The 20,045-nt window shown below is 58.0% G+C and carries 20 protein-coding genes and 2 pseudogenes; 14 read left to right on the top strand and 8 right to left on the bottom strand.

Going from position 1 to position 20,045, the window contains the following annotated elements; genetic code table 11:
• Window positions 1-409: 409 nt before the first annotated feature.
• Window positions 410-1,723, bottom strand: coding sequence for an NAD-dependent dihydropyrimidine dehydrogenase subunit PreA (preA, locus tag MUU53_RS16040; protein WP_247261793.1), 1,314 nt, complete (start codon window positions 1,721-1,723; stop codon window positions 410-412).
• Window positions 1,724-1,738: 15 nt separating this feature from the next.
• The gene (locus MUU53_RS16035; protein WP_247261792.1) at window positions 1,739-3,100 is read right to left on the bottom strand and encodes an NAD(P)-dependent oxidoreductase; all 1,362 of its coding nucleotides are present in this window, start codon (window positions 3,098-3,100) and stop codon (window positions 1,739-1,741) included.
• Between the two features lie 232 nt (window positions 3,101-3,332).
• Here MUU53_RS16035 and MUU53_RS16030 point away from each other — a divergent pair, with 232 nt between their 5' ends.
• The 5 genes from MUU53_RS16030 (at window position 3,333) to MUU53_RS16010 (ending at window position 6,953) form a co-directional block, all read left to right on the top strand.
• The gene (locus tag MUU53_RS16030) at window positions 3,333-3,764 is read left to right on the top strand and encodes a hypothetical protein (protein WP_165135033.1); all 432 of its coding nucleotides are present in this window, start codon (window positions 3,333-3,335) and stop codon (window positions 3,762-3,764) included.
• 229 nt (window positions 3,765-3,993) lie between these two features.
• Window positions 3,994-4,335, top strand: a complete 342-nt coding sequence (locus MUU53_RS16025) for a DUF2325 domain-containing protein (protein ID WP_062553783.1) — start codon at window positions 3,994-3,996, stop codon at window positions 4,333-4,335.
• Between the two features lie 3 nt (window positions 4,336-4,338).
• The gene (locus MUU53_RS16020) at window positions 4,339-4,569 is read left to right on the top strand and encodes a hypothetical protein (protein ID WP_247261791.1); all 231 of its coding nucleotides are present in this window, start codon (window positions 4,339-4,341) and stop codon (window positions 4,567-4,569) included.
• Between the two features lie 72 nt (window positions 4,570-4,641).
• The gene (locus MUU53_RS16015; protein WP_281435161.1) at window positions 4,642-6,189 is read left to right on the top strand and encodes a cryptochrome/photolyase family protein; all 1,548 of its coding nucleotides are present in this window, start codon (window positions 4,642-4,644) and stop codon (window positions 6,187-6,189) included.
• Window positions 6,190-6,263: 74 nt separating this feature from the next.
• The gene (locus MUU53_RS16010; RefSeq protein WP_062553784.1) at window positions 6,264-6,953 is read left to right on the top strand and encodes an SDR family NAD(P)-dependent oxidoreductase; all 690 of its coding nucleotides are present in this window, start codon (window positions 6,264-6,266) and stop codon (window positions 6,951-6,953) included.
• A gap of 3 nt (window positions 6,954-6,956) precedes the next feature.
• On the opposite strand, the gene MUU53_RS16005 is transcribed toward MUU53_RS16010, so the two are convergent.
• From MUU53_RS16005 to MUU53_RS15985, 5 genes are all read right to left on the bottom strand, one after another.
• Window positions 6,957-7,379, bottom strand: coding sequence for a DUF3429 domain-containing protein (locus MUU53_RS16005; protein ID WP_247261790.1), 423 nt, complete (start codon window positions 7,377-7,379; stop codon window positions 6,957-6,959).
• Window positions 7,379-8,374: an NAD(P)/FAD-dependent oxidoreductase gene (locus MUU53_RS16000; RefSeq protein WP_247261789.1), complete on the bottom strand. Its 996-nt coding sequence runs from the start codon at window positions 8,372-8,374 to the stop codon at window positions 7,379-7,381. Before MUU53_RS16000 ends, MUU53_RS16005 begins: the two co-directional genes overlap by 1 nt.
• Window positions 8,371-8,523, bottom strand: coding sequence for a DUF2256 domain-containing protein (locus MUU53_RS15995; RefSeq protein WP_082547109.1), 153 nt, complete (start codon window positions 8,521-8,523; stop codon window positions 8,371-8,373). Before MUU53_RS15995 ends, MUU53_RS16000 begins: the two co-directional genes overlap by 4 nt.
• A 75-nt stretch (window positions 8,524-8,598) precedes the next feature.
• The gene (locus MUU53_RS15990) at window positions 8,599-9,426 is read right to left on the bottom strand and encodes an AraC family transcriptional regulator (protein WP_247261788.1); all 828 of its coding nucleotides are present in this window, start codon (window positions 9,424-9,426) and stop codon (window positions 8,599-8,601) included.
• 217 nt (window positions 9,427-9,643) lie between these two features.
• On the bottom strand, window positions 9,644-11,371 hold the full coding sequence (locus tag MUU53_RS15985; protein ID WP_247261787.1) for an ArnT family glycosyltransferase: 1,728 nt from the start codon (window positions 11,369-11,371) through the stop codon (window positions 9,644-9,646).
• Between the two features lie 207 nt (window positions 11,372-11,578).
• Between MUU53_RS15985 and arsC the strand changes: the two genes are divergently transcribed.
• The 3 genes and pseudogenes from arsC to MUU53_RS15970 all read left to right on the top strand — a co-directional run.
• Window positions 11,579-12,001, top strand: a complete 423-nt coding sequence (gene arsC, locus MUU53_RS15980; RefSeq protein WP_247261786.1) for an arsenate reductase (glutaredoxin) — start codon at window positions 11,579-11,581, stop codon at window positions 11,999-12,001.
• Complete coding sequence (arsK, locus tag MUU53_RS15975) at window positions 11,994-13,178, top strand: arsenite efflux MFS transporter ArsK (RefSeq protein WP_247261785.1); 1,185 nt, start codon at window positions 11,994-11,996, stop codon at window positions 13,176-13,178. Before arsC ends, arsK begins: the two co-directional genes overlap by 8 nt.
• Before the next feature lie 79 nt (window positions 13,179-13,257).
• Window positions 13,258-13,418 (top strand): annotated as a pseudogene (locus MUU53_RS15970) (IS481 family transposase); the annotation flags it as partial.
• 39 nt (window positions 13,419-13,457) lie between these two features.
• On the opposite strand, the gene MUU53_RS15965 reads toward MUU53_RS15970, so the two are convergent.
• Window positions 13,458-14,393 carry a LysR family transcriptional regulator gene (locus tag MUU53_RS15965; protein ID WP_247261784.1) on the bottom strand — a complete coding sequence of 312 codons (936 nt, stop codon included), beginning with the start codon at window positions 14,391-14,393 and terminating at the stop codon, window positions 13,458-13,460.
• Between the two features lie 205 nt (window positions 14,394-14,598).
• Between MUU53_RS15965 and MUU53_RS23385 the strand changes: the two are divergent.
• From MUU53_RS23385 to MUU53_RS15935, 6 genes and pseudogenes are all read left to right on the top strand, one after another.
• Window positions 14,599-14,778: pseudogene (locus MUU53_RS23385) on the top strand (hypothetical protein); the annotation flags it as partial.
• A gap of 168 nt (window positions 14,779-14,946) precedes the next feature.
• Window positions 14,947-16,305, top strand: coding sequence for a Rieske 2Fe-2S domain-containing protein (locus MUU53_RS15955; RefSeq protein WP_247261783.1), 1,359 nt, complete (start codon window positions 14,947-14,949; stop codon window positions 16,303-16,305).
• Window positions 16,302-16,790 (top strand): benzoate 1,2-dioxygenase small subunit, encoded by a 489-nt coding sequence (gene benB / locus MUU53_RS15950; protein ID WP_247261782.1) that lies wholly within the window; start codon window positions 16,302-16,304, stop codon window positions 16,788-16,790. The genes MUU53_RS15955 and benB overlap by 4 nt, the downstream gene beginning before the upstream one ends.
• 38 nt (window positions 16,791-16,828) lie before the next feature.
• Window positions 16,829-17,854 (top strand): benzoate 1,2-dioxygenase electron transfer component BenC, encoded by a 1,026-nt coding sequence (gene benC, locus MUU53_RS15945; protein ID WP_247261781.1) that lies wholly within the window; start codon window positions 16,829-16,831, stop codon window positions 17,852-17,854.
• Window positions 17,851-18,639, top strand: coding sequence for a 1,6-dihydroxycyclohexa-2,4-diene-1-carboxylate dehydrogenase (locus tag MUU53_RS15940; protein WP_247261780.1), 789 nt, complete (start codon window positions 17,851-17,853; stop codon window positions 18,637-18,639). Before benC ends, MUU53_RS15940 begins: the two co-directional genes overlap by 4 nt.
• A 38-nt stretch (window positions 18,640-18,677) precedes the next feature.
• On the top strand, window positions 18,678-20,006 hold the full coding sequence (locus MUU53_RS15935; protein WP_247261779.1) for an MFS transporter: 1,329 nt from the start codon (window positions 18,678-18,680) through the stop codon (window positions 20,004-20,006).
• Window positions 20,007-20,045: the final 39 nt, after the last annotated feature.

Genomic DNA, 20,045 nt, shown 5'->3' with positions numbered 1-20,045 from the left:
TGATCGCCCACATTCGCCTGATCACAAGGCGACTTGCAAGGTATGGATATCGTTGAAGGCTTTTCGAGTCAGACTCTAAAGTTACTAAGCGTCCGCGCCGATATGTTTGGGTGAAAGTGGAAGTAATCGGTCAGGATGAGAGGAATGATGTGGCGCATATCGGTTATGTGATCGACGGCACTAAAGTTGACTTGGTCAAAAACCTTCGGAAGGGGCATTTTGAAGCCCTATCACTGGCCGCTGCTCACGCCATTCGACACGGGCTACCTGAGATCGTTTGGTATCACGATACTACTTACGGATGGGTTTGATATTTGTTGGTTAAGCCCGCGACGTGAGCGGATATAGGCTCCCGATGTAAGAACAGGGCACTCTCGCGCCCCGCCCAATCTTTATTCCTCCAATCCGCTTACTCCGCGGCAACCTGTGCCATCGGGTTGTTGGGGTGCGTGGTCCAGTTGGCGTAGTTCGGATCGACGATCTTGCCGGTGCGCTGGTCCAGCGTTCCCGGTTCCAGCCCCACCATGGTGATGCAGTTTTCGACCGGGCAGACGTTGACGCAGAGGTTGCAGCCAACGCATTCGTCTTCCATCACCTCGAAGTGGCGCACGCCGTTGACCATGCTGGTGATTGCCTGGTGCGATGTATCCTCGCAGGCGATGTGGCAGCGGCCGCATTTGATGCAGGCATCCTGGTCGATATGGGCCTTCGCCACGTAATTGAGGTTCAGGTATTTCCAGTCGGTTACGTTCGGCACGGCGCGTCCGGTGATATCATCCAGCGAGCGGTGGCCCTTCTCGTCCATCCAGTCGGACAGGCCGGAGATCATTTCCTGCACGATCTTGAAGCCATAGGTCATGGCGGCGGTGCAGACCTGCACGTTGCCGGCACCGAGCACCAGGAATTCTGCCGCATCGCGCCATGTCGTCACGCCACCGATCCCTGAGATCGGCAGGCCATAGGTTTCCGGATCGCGGGCGATTTCTGAAACCATGTTGAGCGCGATGGGCTTGACGGCAGGGCCGCAATAGCCGCCATGGCTGCCCTTGCCGCCGACGGTTGGCACAGGTGCGAAGTTATCCAGATCGACCGAAACGATGGAGTTGATGGTGTTGATCAAGGAGACGGCATCCGTGCCGCCGCGTTTTGCGGCGCGTGCCGGGTTGCGGATATCGGTGATATTCGGCGTCAGCTTCGTGATCACCGGCATGCGGCTATACTGCTTGCACCAGCGCACCACCATTTCGATATATTCTGGCACCTGACCGACGGCGGAACCCATGCCGCGCTCGGACATGCCGTGCGGACAGCCGAAGTTCAGCTCGATGCCGTCTGCGCCTGTTTCTTCCACCAGCGGCAGAATGGCCTTCCACTCTTCCTCGACGCAAGGCACCATGATGGAGGCGATGAGGGCGCGATCCGGCCAGTTCATCTTCACCTGCTTCATTTCCTGCAGGTTGATCTGGAGAGGCCGGTCGGTAATGAGCTCGATGTTGTTGAGACCCAGCAGGCGGCGGTCGGCACCCCAGATTGCGCCATAGCGTGGGCCGTTGACGTTGACGACCGGCGGTCCTTCAGAGCCGAGCGTTTTCCACACCACGCCGCCCCAGCCTGCCTTGAAGGCACGCTCGACGTTATAGGCCTTGTCAGTCGGTGGCGCGGAGGCCAGCCAGAAGGGGTTCGGCGATTTGATGCCGACGAAATTATTGCGAAGATCAGCCATGGTTCATCTCCCGGTTCAAGCGACGGCCACAGCCGGCTGACCGGCGGAAGCGAAGGCAAGATGAATGGCGTCGGCGGCATCGCGCCCATGCGCCACGGCGGAAACGGTGAGATCTTCCCCCCGGTTGACGCAATCGCCGCCGGCATAGACCCGTTCCATGGAGGTGCGACACTGATCGTCCACCACGATGCGGCCTTTTTCCATGGAGAGCGCACCCAGACCGCTGGCCTTGAAGGACTGACCGATGGCCTTGAAGATCTGGTCGGCGGCAATCACGCCCGTCTCGCCGGTGCCGACAAGATGACCATCGCGAAGAGCGGTATATTCCAGCTCGATCCCGGCCACCGCGCCATCCTTGCCAAGAATGCGCTTCGGCGCCAGCCAGTGACGGATGGAAACGCCCCTGGATGCAGCGAGATCCTGCTCATACTCGGAAGCGTTCATATGCTCCTTGCCGCGGCGATAGCAGATGGTGACTTCCTCCGCGCCCAGCAACTTGGCCTGAACGGCAGCATCGACTGCGGTCATGCCGCCACCGAGCACCACCACGCGTCGGCCGATCGGCACATCCGCCTTGTTTTGCGCCTGTCGCAGATAGGCGATGAAATCCACCGCATCATCGACACCCGACAGCTCTTCGCCTTCGATGCCGAGGCCGTTGACGCCCGCAAGACCGATACCAATGAAGACGGCGTCATAATCGGCGGCCAGATCCTGCAGGGAGAAGTCGCGGCCCAGAGCCATGCCGTTGCGGATTTCGATGCCGCCGATGGCCAGCAGATAATCCACTTCCTTCTGGGCGAAATTGTCCGGGGCCTTGTAGGTGGCAATGCCATATTCGTTGAGGCCGCCTGCCTTTTCACGCGCATCGAAGACGACGACCGAGTGACCGTTCATCGCCAGACGGTGCGCGCAGGCGAGGCCCGCAGGCCCGGCACCGACAACCGCAATGGTGCGGCCCGTTTCCGCCGCCCGATGGAAGAACTGGCGGTTCTGTTCCATCGCAATATCGGTGGCGTAACGTTGCAGGCGGCCGATATCGACCGGACGATCCTCTGCGGTGTTGCGCACGCAGGCTTGTTCGCACAGCGTTTCGGTGGGACAGACGCGCGCGCACATGCCGCCCAGAATGTTCTGGGAGAAGATGGTGCGGGCAGCACCCAGCGGATTGGCTGTCGATATCTGCCGGATGAACAGCGGAATATCGATTTCGGTGGGACAGGCCGTCATGCACGGCGCGTCATGGCAGAAATAGCACCGGTCGGATGCTACCAGTGCCTCGTGCTTGTCAAAGCGCGGATGAAGGTCTGAAAAATTCTGTTCGTACTCCGCGGGCGCCAGACGGCCTCCCGCGATACCGCTTCCCAGTCTGTGCATGTTGCTTCCCTCTTTTATGGAATTTGTTACGCAACTGTATGAAAGGTAACACGGTCAAAAAATTTATCAATCGGTCAAATTTTGGGAAATTGGCAGAACGCAAGACCGGGATCGAGACGCTTGCGCGAGGCTTGCAGCACCGCTTTTCCGAGGCTCAATCGGCGTTGTCGGATCGATGGCTCAAGGTTATGCCTAATGCTTCATTAACGTGATTGCTGATGGAGTGCTGCCTTTGACCGGAACACAGAAATCGCGGCACTATCTTGCCGAACATTATCAGACGCTTGGGCGGATCGATCTCAACTATCGCGAAACGAACCTTCTGGTGCGTGCGGTCTATTCGTCCAAGGGCATGAAGAACTTCTCGACCATGCAGGTGCGCATAACCAAGCTTTCGACGGAAGGCGCGTTGCTGCACGGGCACCTTCTGGAATTCCTGCCGGAGCAGTTTTACCTGTGCCTTGGCGAAAAGGAGATCTTCATCACCTGCGCCAAGCGGCAGTTGAAGGACAACAAGATGGCGGTCGTCTTTGCACAGCCGGAATCATCCGCCTTCGTTCAGGCCCTGGTTCGGGTCCGCACGCCGCTCAGCATGTTGAAGCGGCTGCGCGGTGACTGTGCGCCTGCCATCGAAGCCAGGATCACCTCTCGTCACCGGGACTGACCAGCCGTCAGCCACGGGTCTGCCGATTGCATTCACAGGCCCGTGCGAAAATATGATCCGTTCTATCAAGTTTAATCTTTACTCTGTTTGTCATGTTATCTATGGTCCGCCTCGCAGTGTCCACCAAGGGCAGGCATATAAAGACGAGGGAAGACGAGCCGTGGCCAAGAAGGACAAGCGCAAGCCGGCAGGCAAGCAAGGGGGCAAGGCTTCGGCCAAGGGCACTCAGTTGCAGACGATTGAGAAGATCGACGATGCGTCCGGCGTGAAAAGCTTTCTCTATGTCGGCGGCAGGGATTGCCAGGTGGCCCATTTGCGCGAGATCGCCGAGAGCTATGGCGCGGAACTCATTCATCATGACGGCGGTTTGAGAGAGGCCGTTTCGCGCATCGATACGCTCTTGCCCTCCGTGGACTGCGTTTTCTGCCCGATCGACTGTATCAGCCACGATGCATGCCTGCGGGTGAAGACCGGCTGCAAGAAGTTCAGCAAGGCTTTCATTCCTTTGAGAAACGGCTCGAAATCGAGCCTGGAGCGGGCATTGCAGACCATGAAAGAACGGAACGCATAAGCCATGAATCACGATAGCCGCGATGGCACTTTCTTCATCGGCCTTCACAAGCTTGCCCAGCAGAATGGCGATGGTCTGGTGCCCGAGCTTTATGAACTTCTGACGCGCCGCCCGGATGAACTGGAAGAAACCGACAAGATCCTGCGCTTTCCCATCGGACGGACACGTTTGCCGAATAGCACTGCCTCGGAAGAGACAGGCCGGGTAATTCCCTTGAAAAGCCGGAAGGCGTGACGCAAGAGCGGTAATCTATCGACCGCCGAGCTTCGTAACGAGGACAAGTTTCCCCGTTGCGAAGTCCGGTTCATGCCATCCATCAGACATCTCATCTTCATTCTGGGCGATCAGTTGTCGCCAAATCTCGCCAGTCTTCGCGATGCCGATCCGGCGCAGGATGTGATCCTGATGTGTGAGGTGATGGCGGAAGCGACCTATGTACGCCATCACAAGCTGAAGATCGCCTTTATCTTTTCGGCCATGCGGCATTTTGCTGAAGAGCTTAGCGAGCGGGGTTTCACCGTCCGCTATTGCCGCCTTGATGACGAGGGTAACAAGGGGTCCTTCCGCGAAGAACTGCGTGTTGCCGTTACAGAGCTTTCACCGAAGCGGGTGATTGTAACGGAACCCGGCGAATGGCGCGTGCTTGAGGATATGAAAGGTTGGCGGCAATTGCTGGGTCTGCCCGTCGATATTCGCGCCGACGACCGTTTTCTCTGTCCGCACAAGGAGTTTCGCGACTGGGCATCCGGTCGTAAGGAACTGACCATGGAGTTCTTCTATCGCGAGATGCGCCGCAAGACCGGGCTTCTGATGGAAGGCGATCACCCAGCGGGTGGGCGCTGGAATTACGATGCCGAAAACAGAAAGCCTGCCAGCCCGGACCTTCTGCGCCCCAAGCACAAGAGCTACAAGCCGGACGCGCTATCACAGGAGGTGATCGCGCTCGTTGAGGAACGCTTCGGCGACCATATTGGTAGATTAGAGCGTTTCGGCTTTGCGGTCACTCGCGCGCAAGCGGAAACGGTTCTGGAAAGCTTTATTCGGGACTTTCTGCCGCAGTTCGGGGAGACGCAGGATGCCATGCTGGTCAGCGATCCCTTCCTCAATCATTCGCTCATCTCCTTCTATATCAATATCGGCTTCCTTGATCCCCTTGCCGTCTGCCGCGCGGTGGAGGAGGAGTATCGCGCCGGTCGGGCACCCTTGAATGCGGTGGAAGGGTTCATTCGGCAGATCATCGGCTGGCGGGAGTATGTGCGTGGCGTCTACTGGCTGAAAATGCCGGGCTATACGGAGCTGAATTTCCTGGAGGCGAAACGTGCGCTGCCCGGTTTCTTCTGGACGGGCGAGACGGATATGAAGTGCCTATCGACCGTGATTGGCGAGACTATCGACCACGCCTATGCGCACCACATTCAACGCCTGATGATCACCGGCAATTTCGCGCTGCTGGCTGGCATTGATCCATTTCAGGTGCATGAATGGTATCTGGAAGTCTATGCCGACGCCTATGAGTGGGTAGAGGCACCCAATGTGATTGGCATGACGCAGTTTGCTGATGGCGGAATCCTGGGCTCGAAGCCCTATGCGGCCAGCGGCAATTACATTTCGAAGATGTCGGACTATTGCCAGCACTGCCGCTATGACGTGAAGAAGAAAGTTGGCGAGGGCGCGTGTCCGTTCAATGCCCTTTATTGGGACTTTCTTGATCGCAATGGCGAGAAGCTTTCCGGCAATCGGCGGCTGGCGCAGCCCTATGCCACCTGGCGGCGTATGAGCGACGAACAGCGTGGCACCTACCGGAAAAGCGCGCAATGCTTCCTCAAAAAACTGGAAGCGGGCGAGAAGGTGTGAGCTTTGGAAAACCGCTTCTCTTCTGTCTGCGTAAAGCAGAATAGATTATTTGAGGAGACCTTCGCATGTTGTCCATGACTTCGCTTCCGCAAGGCTATCGCGCTCTGGTTATTGGTGCGAGCGGCGGCATTGGCAGTGCCCTGTCGACCGTGTTGAAGGGGGATGTTGCCTGCGGCGAAGTAGTTGCGCTCTCGCGTAGCGGCACCGGTCTCGACGTCACCAACGAGGAAAGCGTTGCAGCCGCAGTCGCCGCGCTGGAAGGGCCGTTTCATCTGATCTTCTGCGCGACGGGCGGCTTGACCATAGATGGCGTTGGTCCTGAAAAGTCGCTCCGGCAGATTTCGGCGGAAGCTATGATGCGCCAGTTTGCGCTCAATGCTGTCGGTACAGCTCTCGTGACGAAGTACTTCACGCCGCTTCTGCCGAAAAAAGAGCGGGGCCTGATGGGCTTCCTGTCTGCCCGCGTCGGCTCGATCGGTGATAACAATCTGGGCGGCTGGATTTCCTATCGCGCCTCCAAGGCGGCCCTGAACCAGATATTGCGCACGGCCTCCATCGAATTGGCGCGCACCAATCCGGAAGCGGTCATCGTGCCCCTGCATCCTGGCACTGTGGCCACTTCACTCTCCGAGAAGTATTCCGGCGGGCATGAGCGGACAGAGCCTGCGGTTGCGGCGACAAACCTGCTGACGGTGCTGAACGGACTTGCTCCGCAGCAATCCGGCCAGTTTTTTGCCTATGACGGATCAAGGATCGAGTGGTGACCGTCAGGTCATCAGAACAATGATCTGAATGACATAGGCAATTGCGACCGCCGCGGTAATGCGCATGCGCATGGTAAAGTACCAGGGTGCCTCGCGCCCCTCGGCATCAATCCGGCGGTCTACTTCCAGCAAGCCTAAGAAGATGATGAGTTGAAGCCCGATCGCGACAAGCTGCGACGGAATGAGCAATGACGTCCATGTGGCCAGAGCCAGAATATTGCTCGCCACAATCGGGAGCACCGGCGGATCGCGGTCTCGCTGCGTCAAACCCCAGAGGGTGCCGGCCATGAAGGAGGCGATGATTGCGCCATAGGTCAGAAAAGCGTGGAAACGAATATCCGGCGCGATGAAGCTAGGGATCAGCAGCAAGTAGAAGGGTAGCGCACCGCTGAAGGTCAGGCTCTGGGTAAGGCGCTTCGTCGACATCAGGCTGTTTCCATTTGCAACAGGAGTGCATCCGCCAGAGCGTTGGCGCTCTGGAACGCCGCTTCGACGCGGTTGCCGAGGCACCAGTCCCCGCAGGCCGCAAGATGGCGGTCCATATCCAGCAGGAACGGCTTCCCAAGCGGCGTTTCCACATTGGCATAACGCCAGCGGTGGAGGATCGGCGGCGCGATCAGAGCGTTTCTCACCACAGGCAATAGTGCTTCCAGGGCGCCAATCATCCGTGCCTGCACCTGTTCCGGCGGCTCTTCCAGATTGGTATCCGACCAGCGATTGTTGGCATGCACGACAAGATGATTGCCCGTCTCACGGCCCGGCTTGGTGTTGTTGTGGGCAATCCAGCCAAGGATCGGATGGGAAACCTGGGCTGCCGCAAAAGGAAGATCGATGTCCGGTTTCATCTGGAGCATCAGGGTAAAGCACCCGTTCATGCGGACACCTTCCAGCGCCTCCTGATCGGCAGGATCAAGCGGCAGCAGGGAGGCGGTTTGCGGGGCAGGGGCGGTGGAAACCACCCAATCGAACCTGCCTTCCACGCTGCCGTGATCGCAATCGAGCTTCCAGTCGCCGACTTTGCCTTCCAGCGCGATTGCCCGCGTTTCGAATTGAACTTTCAACGGTCTGGCCAGCCATTTAACCAATCTGGACATGCCTGGCACTGCAACGAAGCGCGGCGAGCGGTCTTCGCGTTGCTCCAACGCGCCCGTTGCCGTCAGGTGGTGAACTGGCGTGCTCCAGGTTTCGATGACGCCCTCATCAAGGGCCGGTTCGACAAGCGCGTGAAAACCTGCATCCCGGATGGTGAAATACTGCGCTCCGTGATCGAAACTCACACCGTCCTTGTGGCGGGTCGCCATGCGCCCACCGGTGCCGCGGCTTTTCTCCAAAACCAGAACATCGGCATGCTGATCAAGCCTTCGTGCCAGCGTAACGCCGGCCAGTCCTGCGCCGATGATAGCGATACGAGGCCTTATCATGACGCGCTTCCTTTCGAGGTTCGGCAGCGGTCAGAACAATATTTTACATTATCCCAGTCTCGCTCCCATTTTTTGCGCCAGGAAAAGGGGCGTCCACAGGTTTGGCAAACCTTGGTGGGCAGGTTCTGTTTTTTGATCTGCTTGGCCACAGCCCGTCTCGCTTGTCACCTGTCTTACTGTCACACATAGGTGATTACGGCGTGAGGCTGACAGCGGATCAGAATTCAGGCGAGCTTGCTGAGACTGCGAAACTGCTTGTGATAGACACTCGGGGTCGTGCCATAGCAGGATCGTATCCATCGGGTCAGATGGCTCTGGTCCACGAAGCCACAAAGCGCTGCGACCTGGGCCGGAGCATGTTGCCGCAGCAGCATCTTCGCCCGGGCCGTCCGGCGCGCCTGTATGTAAACATGCGGTGTTACCCCGACATGTGCGCGGAACAGGCGCAGAAAGTGGAACTTACTGAGTTCGATCTGCTCGGCCAAAGTATCCAGTTCCAGGGAAGAGACAAGATTGTCTTCGATGTATCTGCGAATAACTGTGATCCGTGCATCCTCGACTTCAACATCAGGCCTTTCGCGGGAAATAAAAAGCGCCGTACATTGATGGAGGAATTCCGTCAGGCGTGCGTGCCAAATGGCCTTTTCACGGGTCGCATCCAGCATGGCCAGTTGTTCGCTCAGGCGTCGCGCAATGGAGTGATTGTAGAGAACGGGCATGGGAAACCGAAAACCCGCAAGCGCAATGTTTTCCATTGCCTGGGCAGGCACATGGAGGGTCTGATACTGGACGCTGTGGCCTTTCAAGGCTCCTGCCGAACTCAGCTCACCCGGATTGAGGAAGGTGATTGAACCGGCTGGGACGGCATGATCGATCCCCTTATGGATGAATGACTGCACACCCGTGAGGACAATGCCAATGACAAATCCTTCATGGGCATGCGTGGCGAAGCTTGTTCGTGCAATGCGGGCATCGAACCTTTCTACTTCCGGCCAATGTCGCTGACAGCGCAGCTGGGAGCTTTCCTTGAAGATTGTGCGAGATATATTCATTACATCCTCTCCCGCTCGACCATCGGGTGAATGAAATTATAGTATTTATTCACGTTGATTTTGGATGCTGATCGTCATCACCTGCTGACGACACCATCTAAGCCTCAAAATTCTCATGAAATTGGTGCGCCAGAACTGTAGGTGTTTCAAGCAAGTTCCATTGAACGCAACCTTCAATTTTATTTCTATTAGAGCCTTATCCGGGGTGGTGGCTATATCAGCGCTTCAGAAAGACCTGCATTTGGCGTAAGTTGAAGCCGTTCAGATTTCGTCCTTCGACGATCTGGACAGGGGTCGTAACTTCCCCGAGCGCGAGCAGGCTCTTCTGGAAATTCTCGCTTTCCCCGACTGTAACGGCTGCAAAAGCGCATGAGGAGCGATAAAATGCCGTGGCTGCATCATCGGCAGCCAGGCGTTGCATGCCCGTACCCAGACGGAAGACGAGGCTGGGCTCTTCGTAACCGACGGTCAGGATGATCGGTGCAGGGCAGGTGATCATCTTCGTCGCTGCATTGGCGATGCGATCTGTCAGCCACAGGCGTTCGGCACCGGGCAGGATGATGGCAAAGGCCAGGACATAGGCCATACCGGCAGCAAGAATGGAGACGGCGATCCCCTCTCGCATTTTGTTCGCTACCAGCAGACGCCAGGCCGCAACGGCCACCAAGGCAAGTACGCAGCCAAGCGCCATGCCGAGCCAGGATAGCCTGTGTTCGGAGACATAGAAAACCGCGTTCAGGGCGATTGCAAGCAGGATACCGAGGGCGGCGATGCCAAAATAGGTGAACCGGAACCAGCGGCTTTCGGTCCGCAGGCCTTTGTCTGCCAGGGCAAGGCCGGTCAATACGGCCAGGGCGGGCATCATGGGCAGGATATAGTTCGGCAGTTTTGTTGCGATCAATTCGAAGATCAACCAGGCGGGAACCGCCCAGAAGAAAAGGAAGCGCACTTCAGGGCTTTTTCGCTGTGTCCAGCCCCAGAGAATGGCAAGCGAGGCAAAGATGGAGAGTGGCCAGAAGGTGCCGAGGCCAATGAGGAGATAGGTTCCGGGTGGGGCGCCATGACCTTCCTGTCCTGTCGCGACTTTGCCCAGCATGTCGTGGCCGACCGACTGGGCAAAGAAGGCACCCTTCGAAATCCAGCCGATCGCCGCGAGCCAGGGAAGGACCACCAGTAGATAGACCAGAACGCCGCGCACGGGCGAGAGCGCGCGGATCAGCGACAGATTTCGCTCGGTCGCCGTTAATCCGATGATGGTGAGGCCTGCAATCATGGGCGCAACCGGGCCTTTAATCAGTGTGCCGAGCCCAAGGGCTATCCAGAACAGCCCGTTGCGCCACAGCACCTGCCTGCGCTGCGGGTCGAGATAGGCGCAAGCGAGCCCGAACTGCGACGCAACGATCATTGCGCAGAGCATGGCATCCGTCTTGCCGATGCGAGCTTCGAAGGCGAGTTCTACGGTACTTGCGGCAAGAAGCCCGGCGATAAGGCCTGCCTTTGATCCACCAATTCGCGCCGCAATGGCATAGGTGAAAAAGGCCGTGAGAAGGGCGCCGAAGAGGGAGGGCAGGCGATAGATCCACAAAGGGCTGGCAGCCCCTTCGCCAAACACCTTCGCCGACAGGCCTTGAAGCCAATAGATGCCGACCGGCTTTTTGTAGCGGGGTTCCTGCTGGAAGCGGATATCAACCCAGTCACCTGTTTCGAGCATCTGCCGACTGGCCTGGACATAGAGCGCCTCATCGCGATCCGTTAGTGGCATCAGGTTGATGCCGGGTGCGAATAGGAAGAGGCTGACAAGACCGATGATGATTAAGTTGAGGACATGCCGACGCCTTTCGACAGGTACTTTCTCGGCTCTTGCAAGCGACGAGCCGGGGGGCATCGGAAACACATCTGCGTCTCCAGCTTCCTCTATGGTTTCAACGCTGGGACCGATGCTCATAGCTGTCGCCAACTCCTATCCGGCCCCTGACTACTGCGCGATTATGTCAAACTGATTGCATGCATCCAGAATGCTCCGGGTGGATTGGCGAGGCACCCGGCCATCTGAAGGGCCTTTCGACGGAACTTGTTGGCATAGCCTTGAGTCCTACTCTAGAATGAGCAATGTTCGCCGCGTCCCACCGAACAGCATAGAGCCAGACCCACCATGGATGTCACCATTTACCATAATCCCGCCTGTGGGACGTCCCGCAATACGCTTGCGCTGATCCGTCATCACGGCATCGAGCCGACAATCCTCGCCTATCTCGAAAATCCTCCTTCGGTGGACGGATTGCGGCAGATGATATCGGACGCGGGGCTTTCCGTCCGCGAAGCCATACGCCAGAAGGGCACACCCTATCTGGATCTGGGTCTCGATGATCCGGGTCTGAGCGATGATGCATTGCTGGCAGCCATGGTCGATATCCCCATTCTCATCAACAGGCCCTTTGTCGTGACACCACTGGGCACAAGGCTTTGCCGCCCCTCGGAACTGGTGCTGGACATCCTGCCCGCGGCGCCTCAAGGCGAGTTCCGCAAGGAGGATGGTGAACAGGTGCTGGATTCTGAAGGCAAAAGGGTTGTCTGACCTCCGCTTGCCGGTTGCTGCCGTAATCCTTCTCGGCATAACCCAGATCATCGGCTACGGAACGCTCTATTATTCGTTCAGCATTCTGGCGCCAGCTATCGCGCGCGATTTCGGTCATTCGACCGAGTGGATCTTTGCTCTTCTGTCCTGTGCCCTGCTGGCGGGCGGACTGGCTGCGCCATGGATCGGCAAGGCTTTCGATCTCTTCGGTGCGGGCAAGGTCATGTGTTTTGGCAGCGTCGTTGCCAGTCTTGCCCTCATCATCTGCTCATTGTCTTCCGGCATGGGGTCCTTCGCGGTCTGCCTGCTTATGCTCGAAGTGGCTGCCAATCTCGTGCAATATGGAGCGGCCTTTGCCTTGCTGGTGCAGTTGCAGCCTGCCGCCGCCACGCGCAGCATTACCTATCTCACATTGATCGCTGGCTTCGCCTCAACCCTGTTCTGGCCCTTCACGTCGGCCCTGCATAGCTGGATGACCTGGCAGGAGATCTATCGGCTCTTTGCCGTCTTGAATTTCGCAATCTGTTTTCCGGCCCATCTCTGGCTTGCAGGCCAGTTGAGCCGGTCGCGCCGTCAGCAGAACATCTCAGCCGGACCCAGGGCCGAAATCCCCGGATTGCTTGCGCCCGACCGGCGGCGTCAGGGGTTTTTGTTGATGGCCTTTGCTCTTTCCACACAAGCGCTCCTGAGTTCCGCGATCCTCGTGCATATGGTGCCACTGCTGACAGCGCTTGGTCTCGGCGGTATCGCGGTCATCGCCGGTAGCCTGTTTGGGCCGTCGCAGGTGGCCAGCCGCCTGATCAACATGCTGTTCGGTCGCGATCTTTCGCCATTGGCGCTCGCGATCATTTCTGCGGTTCTGATGGCGATTGCGCCTGTCGCACTGCTTTTGGGTGCGCCATCCATCGCATCGGCCATGCTCTTTGCCTGTGTCTTCGGTTTTGGAAACGGCCTCTACAGCATCACGGCCGGCACCTTACCGCTCCATTTGTTTGGAAGCGCAGGCTATGGAGTGTTGCAAGGCAAGGTTATCTCCGCTCGCCTCGTATCATCCGCTTTCGCGCCCTTTGCGCTCGCCTTCTTGCTGGCGAATGCGGGAACAACGATCTCGCTTCTATTGCTTGGCTTCCTGGGCCTGATCAGTATCGGTGCCTTCCTGGCAATTGATCGGCGATGATCGCCCATTCTACAGCGATAGGCTGCTTGATCCAGAGCTTTTGTAGTGCAATTTTCTTGCAAAAGTATAGTGGCACACTATGGGCCAGGTTTTACAGGGGATCGCCACGACGACAGAGCCAGTCCGTCGAGCAATGCAATATAGTCAAAAGAGTCTGAGAGCGCTCTCAATGCGGTATGAGATCAACCCAAAGGTCGTTTGCTGTGGAGGAAGCGTACATCAGTTGCCGATTTGGCGACCAATACAACAGCTCTTCTCGGCTTGTTGGGCACAAACGCTTTATAATGACCGGGAGACCGTCGCATTGTGTTCGAGACCGAGCGAGATCGGGTTTTCACGATACATTTCCTGGATCAGCCGCTTGACCAGCTCGATATGCGGCGAGCCGTCGCCTGCGCGGTGGCTCAGCACAATTGGAGAAGTTGCGCGTTCACCCTCCAGGAGGCGGTAGTGGACATCCGACCTTAGTTTGCGTGCTGAGGACGGCACGACGCATAGCCCCGCTTCTGCGGCTACAAGACCAAGGGCTGTCTGGATTTCGCTTACCTCCAGAATTTGCGCCGGTCGAACATCACGATCAAGCAGGATGTTCAGGATCTGATCGGCGAAGCTTGGCCTCGGTTCCCGGGGGTAGACAATCAGCTTCTCGCCAGTCAGGGCCTGAGGCTGCAGCGGTTCACTGGTGGAAGCTAGCGGTGTGCTCTGCGGAATGGCAACGGCCAGTCGTTCCTCGCGCAAGACAGTGCTAACAATCATCCCATCGTTGTGGCGAAGTCGTCCGAAGCCGATATCGATCCTCCCCTCCTTCAACGCAGGCAATTGATGGACTGACATCATCTCAAGAAGCTGGATATCGAGATCCGGTGACTGTTGCCTGAGTTTTCGCACAAGCGCCGGCAGTCCACCATAAAGGGTTGATGCCACAAAGCCGATCGACAGAACACTGTTCTGGTTGAGACCCACGCGACGGGTGGCTTCCTTCATCTGTTCGACACGCCCAAGAATCTGCAGGGCTTGTTCGTAGAAGACACGACCGGCTTCTGTCAGGCGGACCGGACGGCTGGAGCGGATGATCAGATCTACGCCCAGTTCCTCTTCCAGTAACTGGATCTGGCGGCTTAAGGGCGGCTGCGCGATGTGCAAAAGCTCAGCGGCGCGCGTGAAGTTGCGCTCCCGAGCCACTGCCACAAAATACCGAAACTGTCTGAGATCCATCTACATACCTGCGCGAAACTATCATAGTTCGAGAAAATTGCACTAAATCAAAGCGAAAATCCAGTAGATGTAACAAATAACATACCTTCAAGGTATAGTACGACACTCAAACAGTCTTGGACTGGGCGCCCGATCCTTTCCATTATTATCCTCATGAACAAGATATCCATGCACCTCTTTAGACACCTGCAAATATCAACATTTCGATGTGGCCGACAATGAAGCACCACACACGTTGCGTTCCGGTCTGCCGCTTTTCAGGTTCATGGACATCGATGTGATGCCGTTGCTGCGCTATCCCTCTGCTGTTCGCGACGACGACCGCAGACGACAACACCGGAGCAATCCGGCTCAATTCATCCCATGTGAGGAGGGCATGACATGAGCCTAAATATTTTCAATCGTCCCGAAGTTCAGGTGAACGCCCTGCGTCCGCGCGCCGCCGCCTGATTGTCAGGCGGTCCGGCAGGACCGGGCCGCCTCCCCATACCATCATCATTCATCGACATCGTTGCCACGGCGGGGAGAGACCTTCCGGGGCGGGAGAGAGACCGTGTCCAAGATCATCGACAAACATGCTGCCCTGCACGACTTGTTGACCAATGCGGTGGAAGACGATCACGAGAGAGGCGTCTTCCGGTGCCGCCGTGACATCTTCACCAATGCAGACCTGTTTGAACTGGAGATGAAGTACATCTTCGAAAGCAACTGGGTCTATCTCGCGCATGAGAGCCAGATCCCCGAGGTGAACGACTACTACACAACCTCGATCGGTCGGCAGCCCATCGTCATCACCCGTGACAAGACGGGGACGCTCAACGCAGTCATCAATGCCTGTGCCCATCGCGGCGCGATGCTCTGCCGCCGCAAGCATGGCAACAAGGGCTCGTTCACTTGCCCCTTCCATGGCTGGACCTTCTCCAACAGCGGCAAGCTGCTGAAGGTGAAGGACGAAAAGACGACGCAATATCCCGAGCAGTTTGCCAAGGATGGATCGCATGATCTGACGCGCGTTGCCCGCTTCGAGAACTATCGCGGCTTCCTGTTCGGCAGCCTCAATGCCGATGTTGCCCCGCTTGAGGACTTCCTAGGCGAGACGAAGGTGATCATCGATCAGATCGTCGATCAGGCCCCGGACGGTCTCGAAGTCCTGCGCGGAAACTCCTCCTACATCTATGATGGAAACTGGAAGCTGCAGATGGAGAACGGCTGCGACGGCTATCACGTCAGCTCGGTTCACTGGAACTATGCCGCGACCATGGGTCGCCGAAAAGAAGAGGGCACCAAGGCAGTCGACGCCAACAGCTGGAGCAAATCTGTCGCCGGTGTCTACGGCTTCGACAATGGTCACATCCTGCTCTGGACCAAAACGATGAATCCGGAAGTGCGCCCGGTCTACAATCGCCGCGACGAGATCCGCGAGCGCGTCGGCAGCGACAAGGCCGATTTCATTGTCAATCAGACCCGCAATCTCTGCGTCTACCCCAACGTTTTCCTGATGGACCAGTTCAGTACGCAGATCCGGGTGACACGCCCGATCAGCGTCGACAAGACCGAGATCAGCATCTTCTGTTTCGCACCGAAGGGCGAAAGTGCGGCCGACCGCGCACTGCGTATCCGCCAGTACGAGGACTTCTTCAACGTGTCCGGCATGGGCACGGCCGACGACCTCGAGGAATTTCGTGCCTGCCAGACCGGCTATGCCGGCACGGCGGCCCTGTGGAACGATCTCTCGCGCGGCGCTCCTCTCTGGATCGACGGTCCGGATGAAAATGCCCGCGAGATGGGGTTGAACCCGCTTCTTTCGGGCGAACGCAGTGAGGACGAAGGGCTCTTTGTGCGCCAGCACGAATACTGGGCCAAAGTCATGCGCGAAGCACTGGCCCATGAAATGGAAGGAGCCGGCGCATGAGCACGATTCACTCTCAGGTCGCCGCGTTTCTGTATCGCGAAGCCCGCCTGCTCGACGACCGTCAATGGGACGAATGGCTGACCTGCTACGCAGAAGATGCCACCTACTGGATGCCCGCCTGGGACGACGACGATCAGTTGACCGAGGATCCGCACAGCGAAATCTCGCTGATCTATTACCCGGATCGAGGAGGTCTCGAAGATCGTGTGTTCCGCATCAAGACAGAGCGGTCGGGGGCATCCACGCCCGAGCCTCGTACCAGCCATATGATCTCGAACCTCGAGATCCTGTCGGAGGACGGTGCCGAAATCGCGCTTCGCTACAATTTTCACACGCTGAACCATCGCTACAAGATCACCGACCATTTCTTCGGGACGGTGTTCCTGACGTTGCGGCGGGCAGAAACGGGCTTCCTGATCGCGGCCAAGAAGATCGTTTTGAAGAACGATTACATCCGTCAGGTCATCGATATCTACCACATCTGACAGATCAGAAAGCTCGCCTTTCTCGAGGAGGAGAAACCATGAGCAGTTACCGGATCGCATTGAATTTCGAAGACGGCGTCACGCGTTTCGTGGACTGTCGGGCGGGCGAGAAATTGCTGGATGCGGCCTATCGCAGCCAGATCAATCTGCCGATGGATTGCTCCGACGGGGTCTGCGGCACCTGCAAGTGCCGCTCGGAAACCGGGACCTATGATCTCGGCGACGACTATATCGAGGATGCTCTCAGCCCGGACGAAGCAGCAGCGCGGCTTGTGCTGACCTGCCAGATGCGGCCGACGAGTGATGGCGTCGTTTCCGTTCCGACCCGCTCGTCGGTATGCAAGACGGCGCAGCAGAAGCTCGTGACCACCGTGACCCGTGTGACGCCTCATGGCGATGCTGCGGTGGTTCTGGAATTGCAGGTTGAAGACAACGGCAGGCCGCAGTTTCTGCCGGGGCAATATATCAATCTCGATGTGCCTGGAACCGGGGCGAGCCGCTCCTATTCCTTCACCAATGCACCGGGTGGCAACCACCTTGGCTTCCTGATCAGGAAGCTGCCTTCCGGGCTCATGAGCAACTGGCTGACCCATGCCAAACCCGGCGACCGAGTGACGGCGACCGGCCCCCTGGGCAGCGTTTATCTGCGTGACACAGATCGTCCGCTTCTGTTCCTGGCCGGAGGCACGGGCCTTGCGCCCTTCCTCTCGATGCTGGAGGTACTTGCCGACAATCCGTCGCGGCAGCCGGTCCACCTCGTTTACGGGGTCACGCGGGACGAGGATCTCGTTCTCGTGGATGTGCTGGAAAGCTATGCGGATCACCTGCCGCAATTCACCTTCACCACGGTCGTTGCGGACAAGGGTTCCCGGCATCCGCGCACGGGTTGGGTTACGGATCACATGCCAGCCGGTCTTCCGAGCGGTGAAACGGATGTCTATCTGTGTGGCCCGCCGCCCATGGTCGATGCGGTTCGAAGCTGGTTGAACGACCGCGCCATCACCCCGAACAGCTTCCACTACGAGAAGTTCACACCAAACCTCGCCTTGAAGGAAAGCGCATGAGCACGCTGACCTTTGAAGGGCGGTTTCGGGACAAGGTCCTGGTCGTCACGGGCGCGGCCCAGGGCATAGGTCTTGCCGTCGCAAGGCGGGCCGTGGCGGAAGGGGGCAGGGTGCTCTTCGTCGATCGGGCAGAGTTGGTTCACGAGGTGGTGGCTGAGCTTTCGACAGACAGAGCAATTGGCTTCGTTGCGGACCTCGAAACCCATGATGGTGCGGCGGCAGCGATGCGTCATGCTACGGATGCTTTCGGTGGTATCGACATCCTGATCAACAATGTCGGCGGCGCAATCCGTATGCGACCCTTTGATGCCTTCGAAGCCCCGCAGATCGACGCGGAGATCCGCCGATCGCTGATGCCGACGCTCTATTGCTGTCATGCCGTCCTGCCGCATCTCTTTGCGCGCGGGACGGGCACCATCGTCAATGTCTCGTCGAATGCCACCCGCGGCATTTATAGGGTTCCCTATTCCGCCGCCAAAGGTGGCATCAATGCACTGACGCAATCGCTTGCGATGGAAGTTGCGGACCGGAACATTCGCGTGGTCGCGACGGCACCGGGGGGCACGGAAGCGCCTCAGCGGCGCGTTCCGCGCAATACCGACGGCGACACGCCCGAGGAAAAGGCCTGGATGCGCGACGTCGTCGATCAGGTCAAGCAATCGAGTTTCATGAAACGATACGGAACCCTTTCGGAGCAGGTTGCCCCGATCCTGTTCCTGGCTTCGGACGAGGCCTCCTACATCACCGGATCCATCCTGCCTGTTGCAGGCGGCGATCTCGGCTGAATTCAAACCATCACGCACACGCACTGGGAGGAGTGAACATGCGCAGCATAGATGTGACGGAAGCAATAGACAGTGGTCAGTTCGGCCGTTTTCAATGGATGATCCTCAGTCTCTGCGGACTGCTCCTGATCGTGGACGGTTACGACGTCTTCGTGGCCGGGACCGTATTGCCGAAGCTGATTGCCGAGTGGAACCTGAGCAAGCCGCAAGCCGGAGCGCTGCAAGCCTGGGCATTGTTCGGCATGATGTTCGGTGCCCTGATCTTCGGACCGCTCGCCGACAAGATCGGTCGCAAGAAAGGCATTGCGCTCAGCTTCATACTGTTCACGACCGCAACGGTTGCCACCGGCTTTGCCACGTCGCCCGATCAGTTCAAGATCTTCCGTTTCATCGCGGGACTGGGATGCGGCGGCCTGATGCCCAATACCGTGGCGCTGATGAACGAATATGCGCCGAAGCGGCTGCGCGGCACGATGGTTGCCCTGATGTTTTCCGGTTATTCGATTGGCGGCATGGTGGCGGCCAGTCTCGGCATCGCCATCATCCCGTCCTTCGGTTGGCAATGGATGTTCTATGTCGCTGCTATCCCGCTTGTCCTGCTGCCGCTCATCCTCTGGAACCTGCCGGAATCGCTTGGCTTTCTCATCCGCCAGAACCGCCAGACGGAAGCGCGAACCATCTATTCCAAACTCTTACCCGGCGAGCGGCTTGCCGAGGGCGACCGCCTGATCTTCAGCGAAACGGCAACTTCTTCGGCCTCCGTGCTTGAGCTTTTCCGCCATGAACGCGGGCTACGCACATCGATGCTGTGGGTGTCCTTCTTCTGCTGCCTGCTGCTTGTCTATCTCTTGTCGTCCTGGCTGCCTAAGGTGCTGCAGGAGGCCGGCTATGCCGAGCGCGCAAGCCTGCTCAGCCTGTTTTCTCTCAATTTCGGAGGCATGGCCGGAGCTATTCTCGGGGGTCGTCTGGGAGACCGCTTCGGGCTTCCGAAGGTCGTCGTCGGCTTCTTCGCTTCCGCCGCTGTTTCGATTGCGCTGATCGGAATGGGACTGCCGACCGTTCTTTTGTTCATCAGCGTCTTCGTTGCCGGTGCAACCACGATCGGAACTCAGATCCTGCTCTACGCGAGTGTTGCTCAGCTCTACACGCTTTCGATCCGTTCCACCGGTCTCGGCTGGGCATCCGGTGTCGGCCGCATCGGCGCCATTGTCGGCCCGACCTTCGGGGGATACCTTCTCGCGCAGGAACTGCCACTGCAACAGAACTTCATGCTCTTCGCTGTTCCGGCCGTCATCTCGGCATTTGCCATGCTCGCCTATGCGTCGCTCAATGCACGGCAGATTCTACGGACACCCGTCGTGGCCTGAAACCAGCATTCGGAAGGCTCGCTTGCGGGCCTTCTCATC

Origin of the sequence: Affinirhizobium lemnae (assembly GCF_022968395.1) — a bacterium.
Classification (GTDB): domain Bacteria; phylum Pseudomonadota; class Alphaproteobacteria; order Rhizobiales; family Rhizobiaceae; genus Neorhizobium; species Neorhizobium lemnae.
The sequence above is the reverse complement of the archived record's forward strand: the minus strand, read 5'-3'. Positions and strand labels throughout refer to the sequence as shown.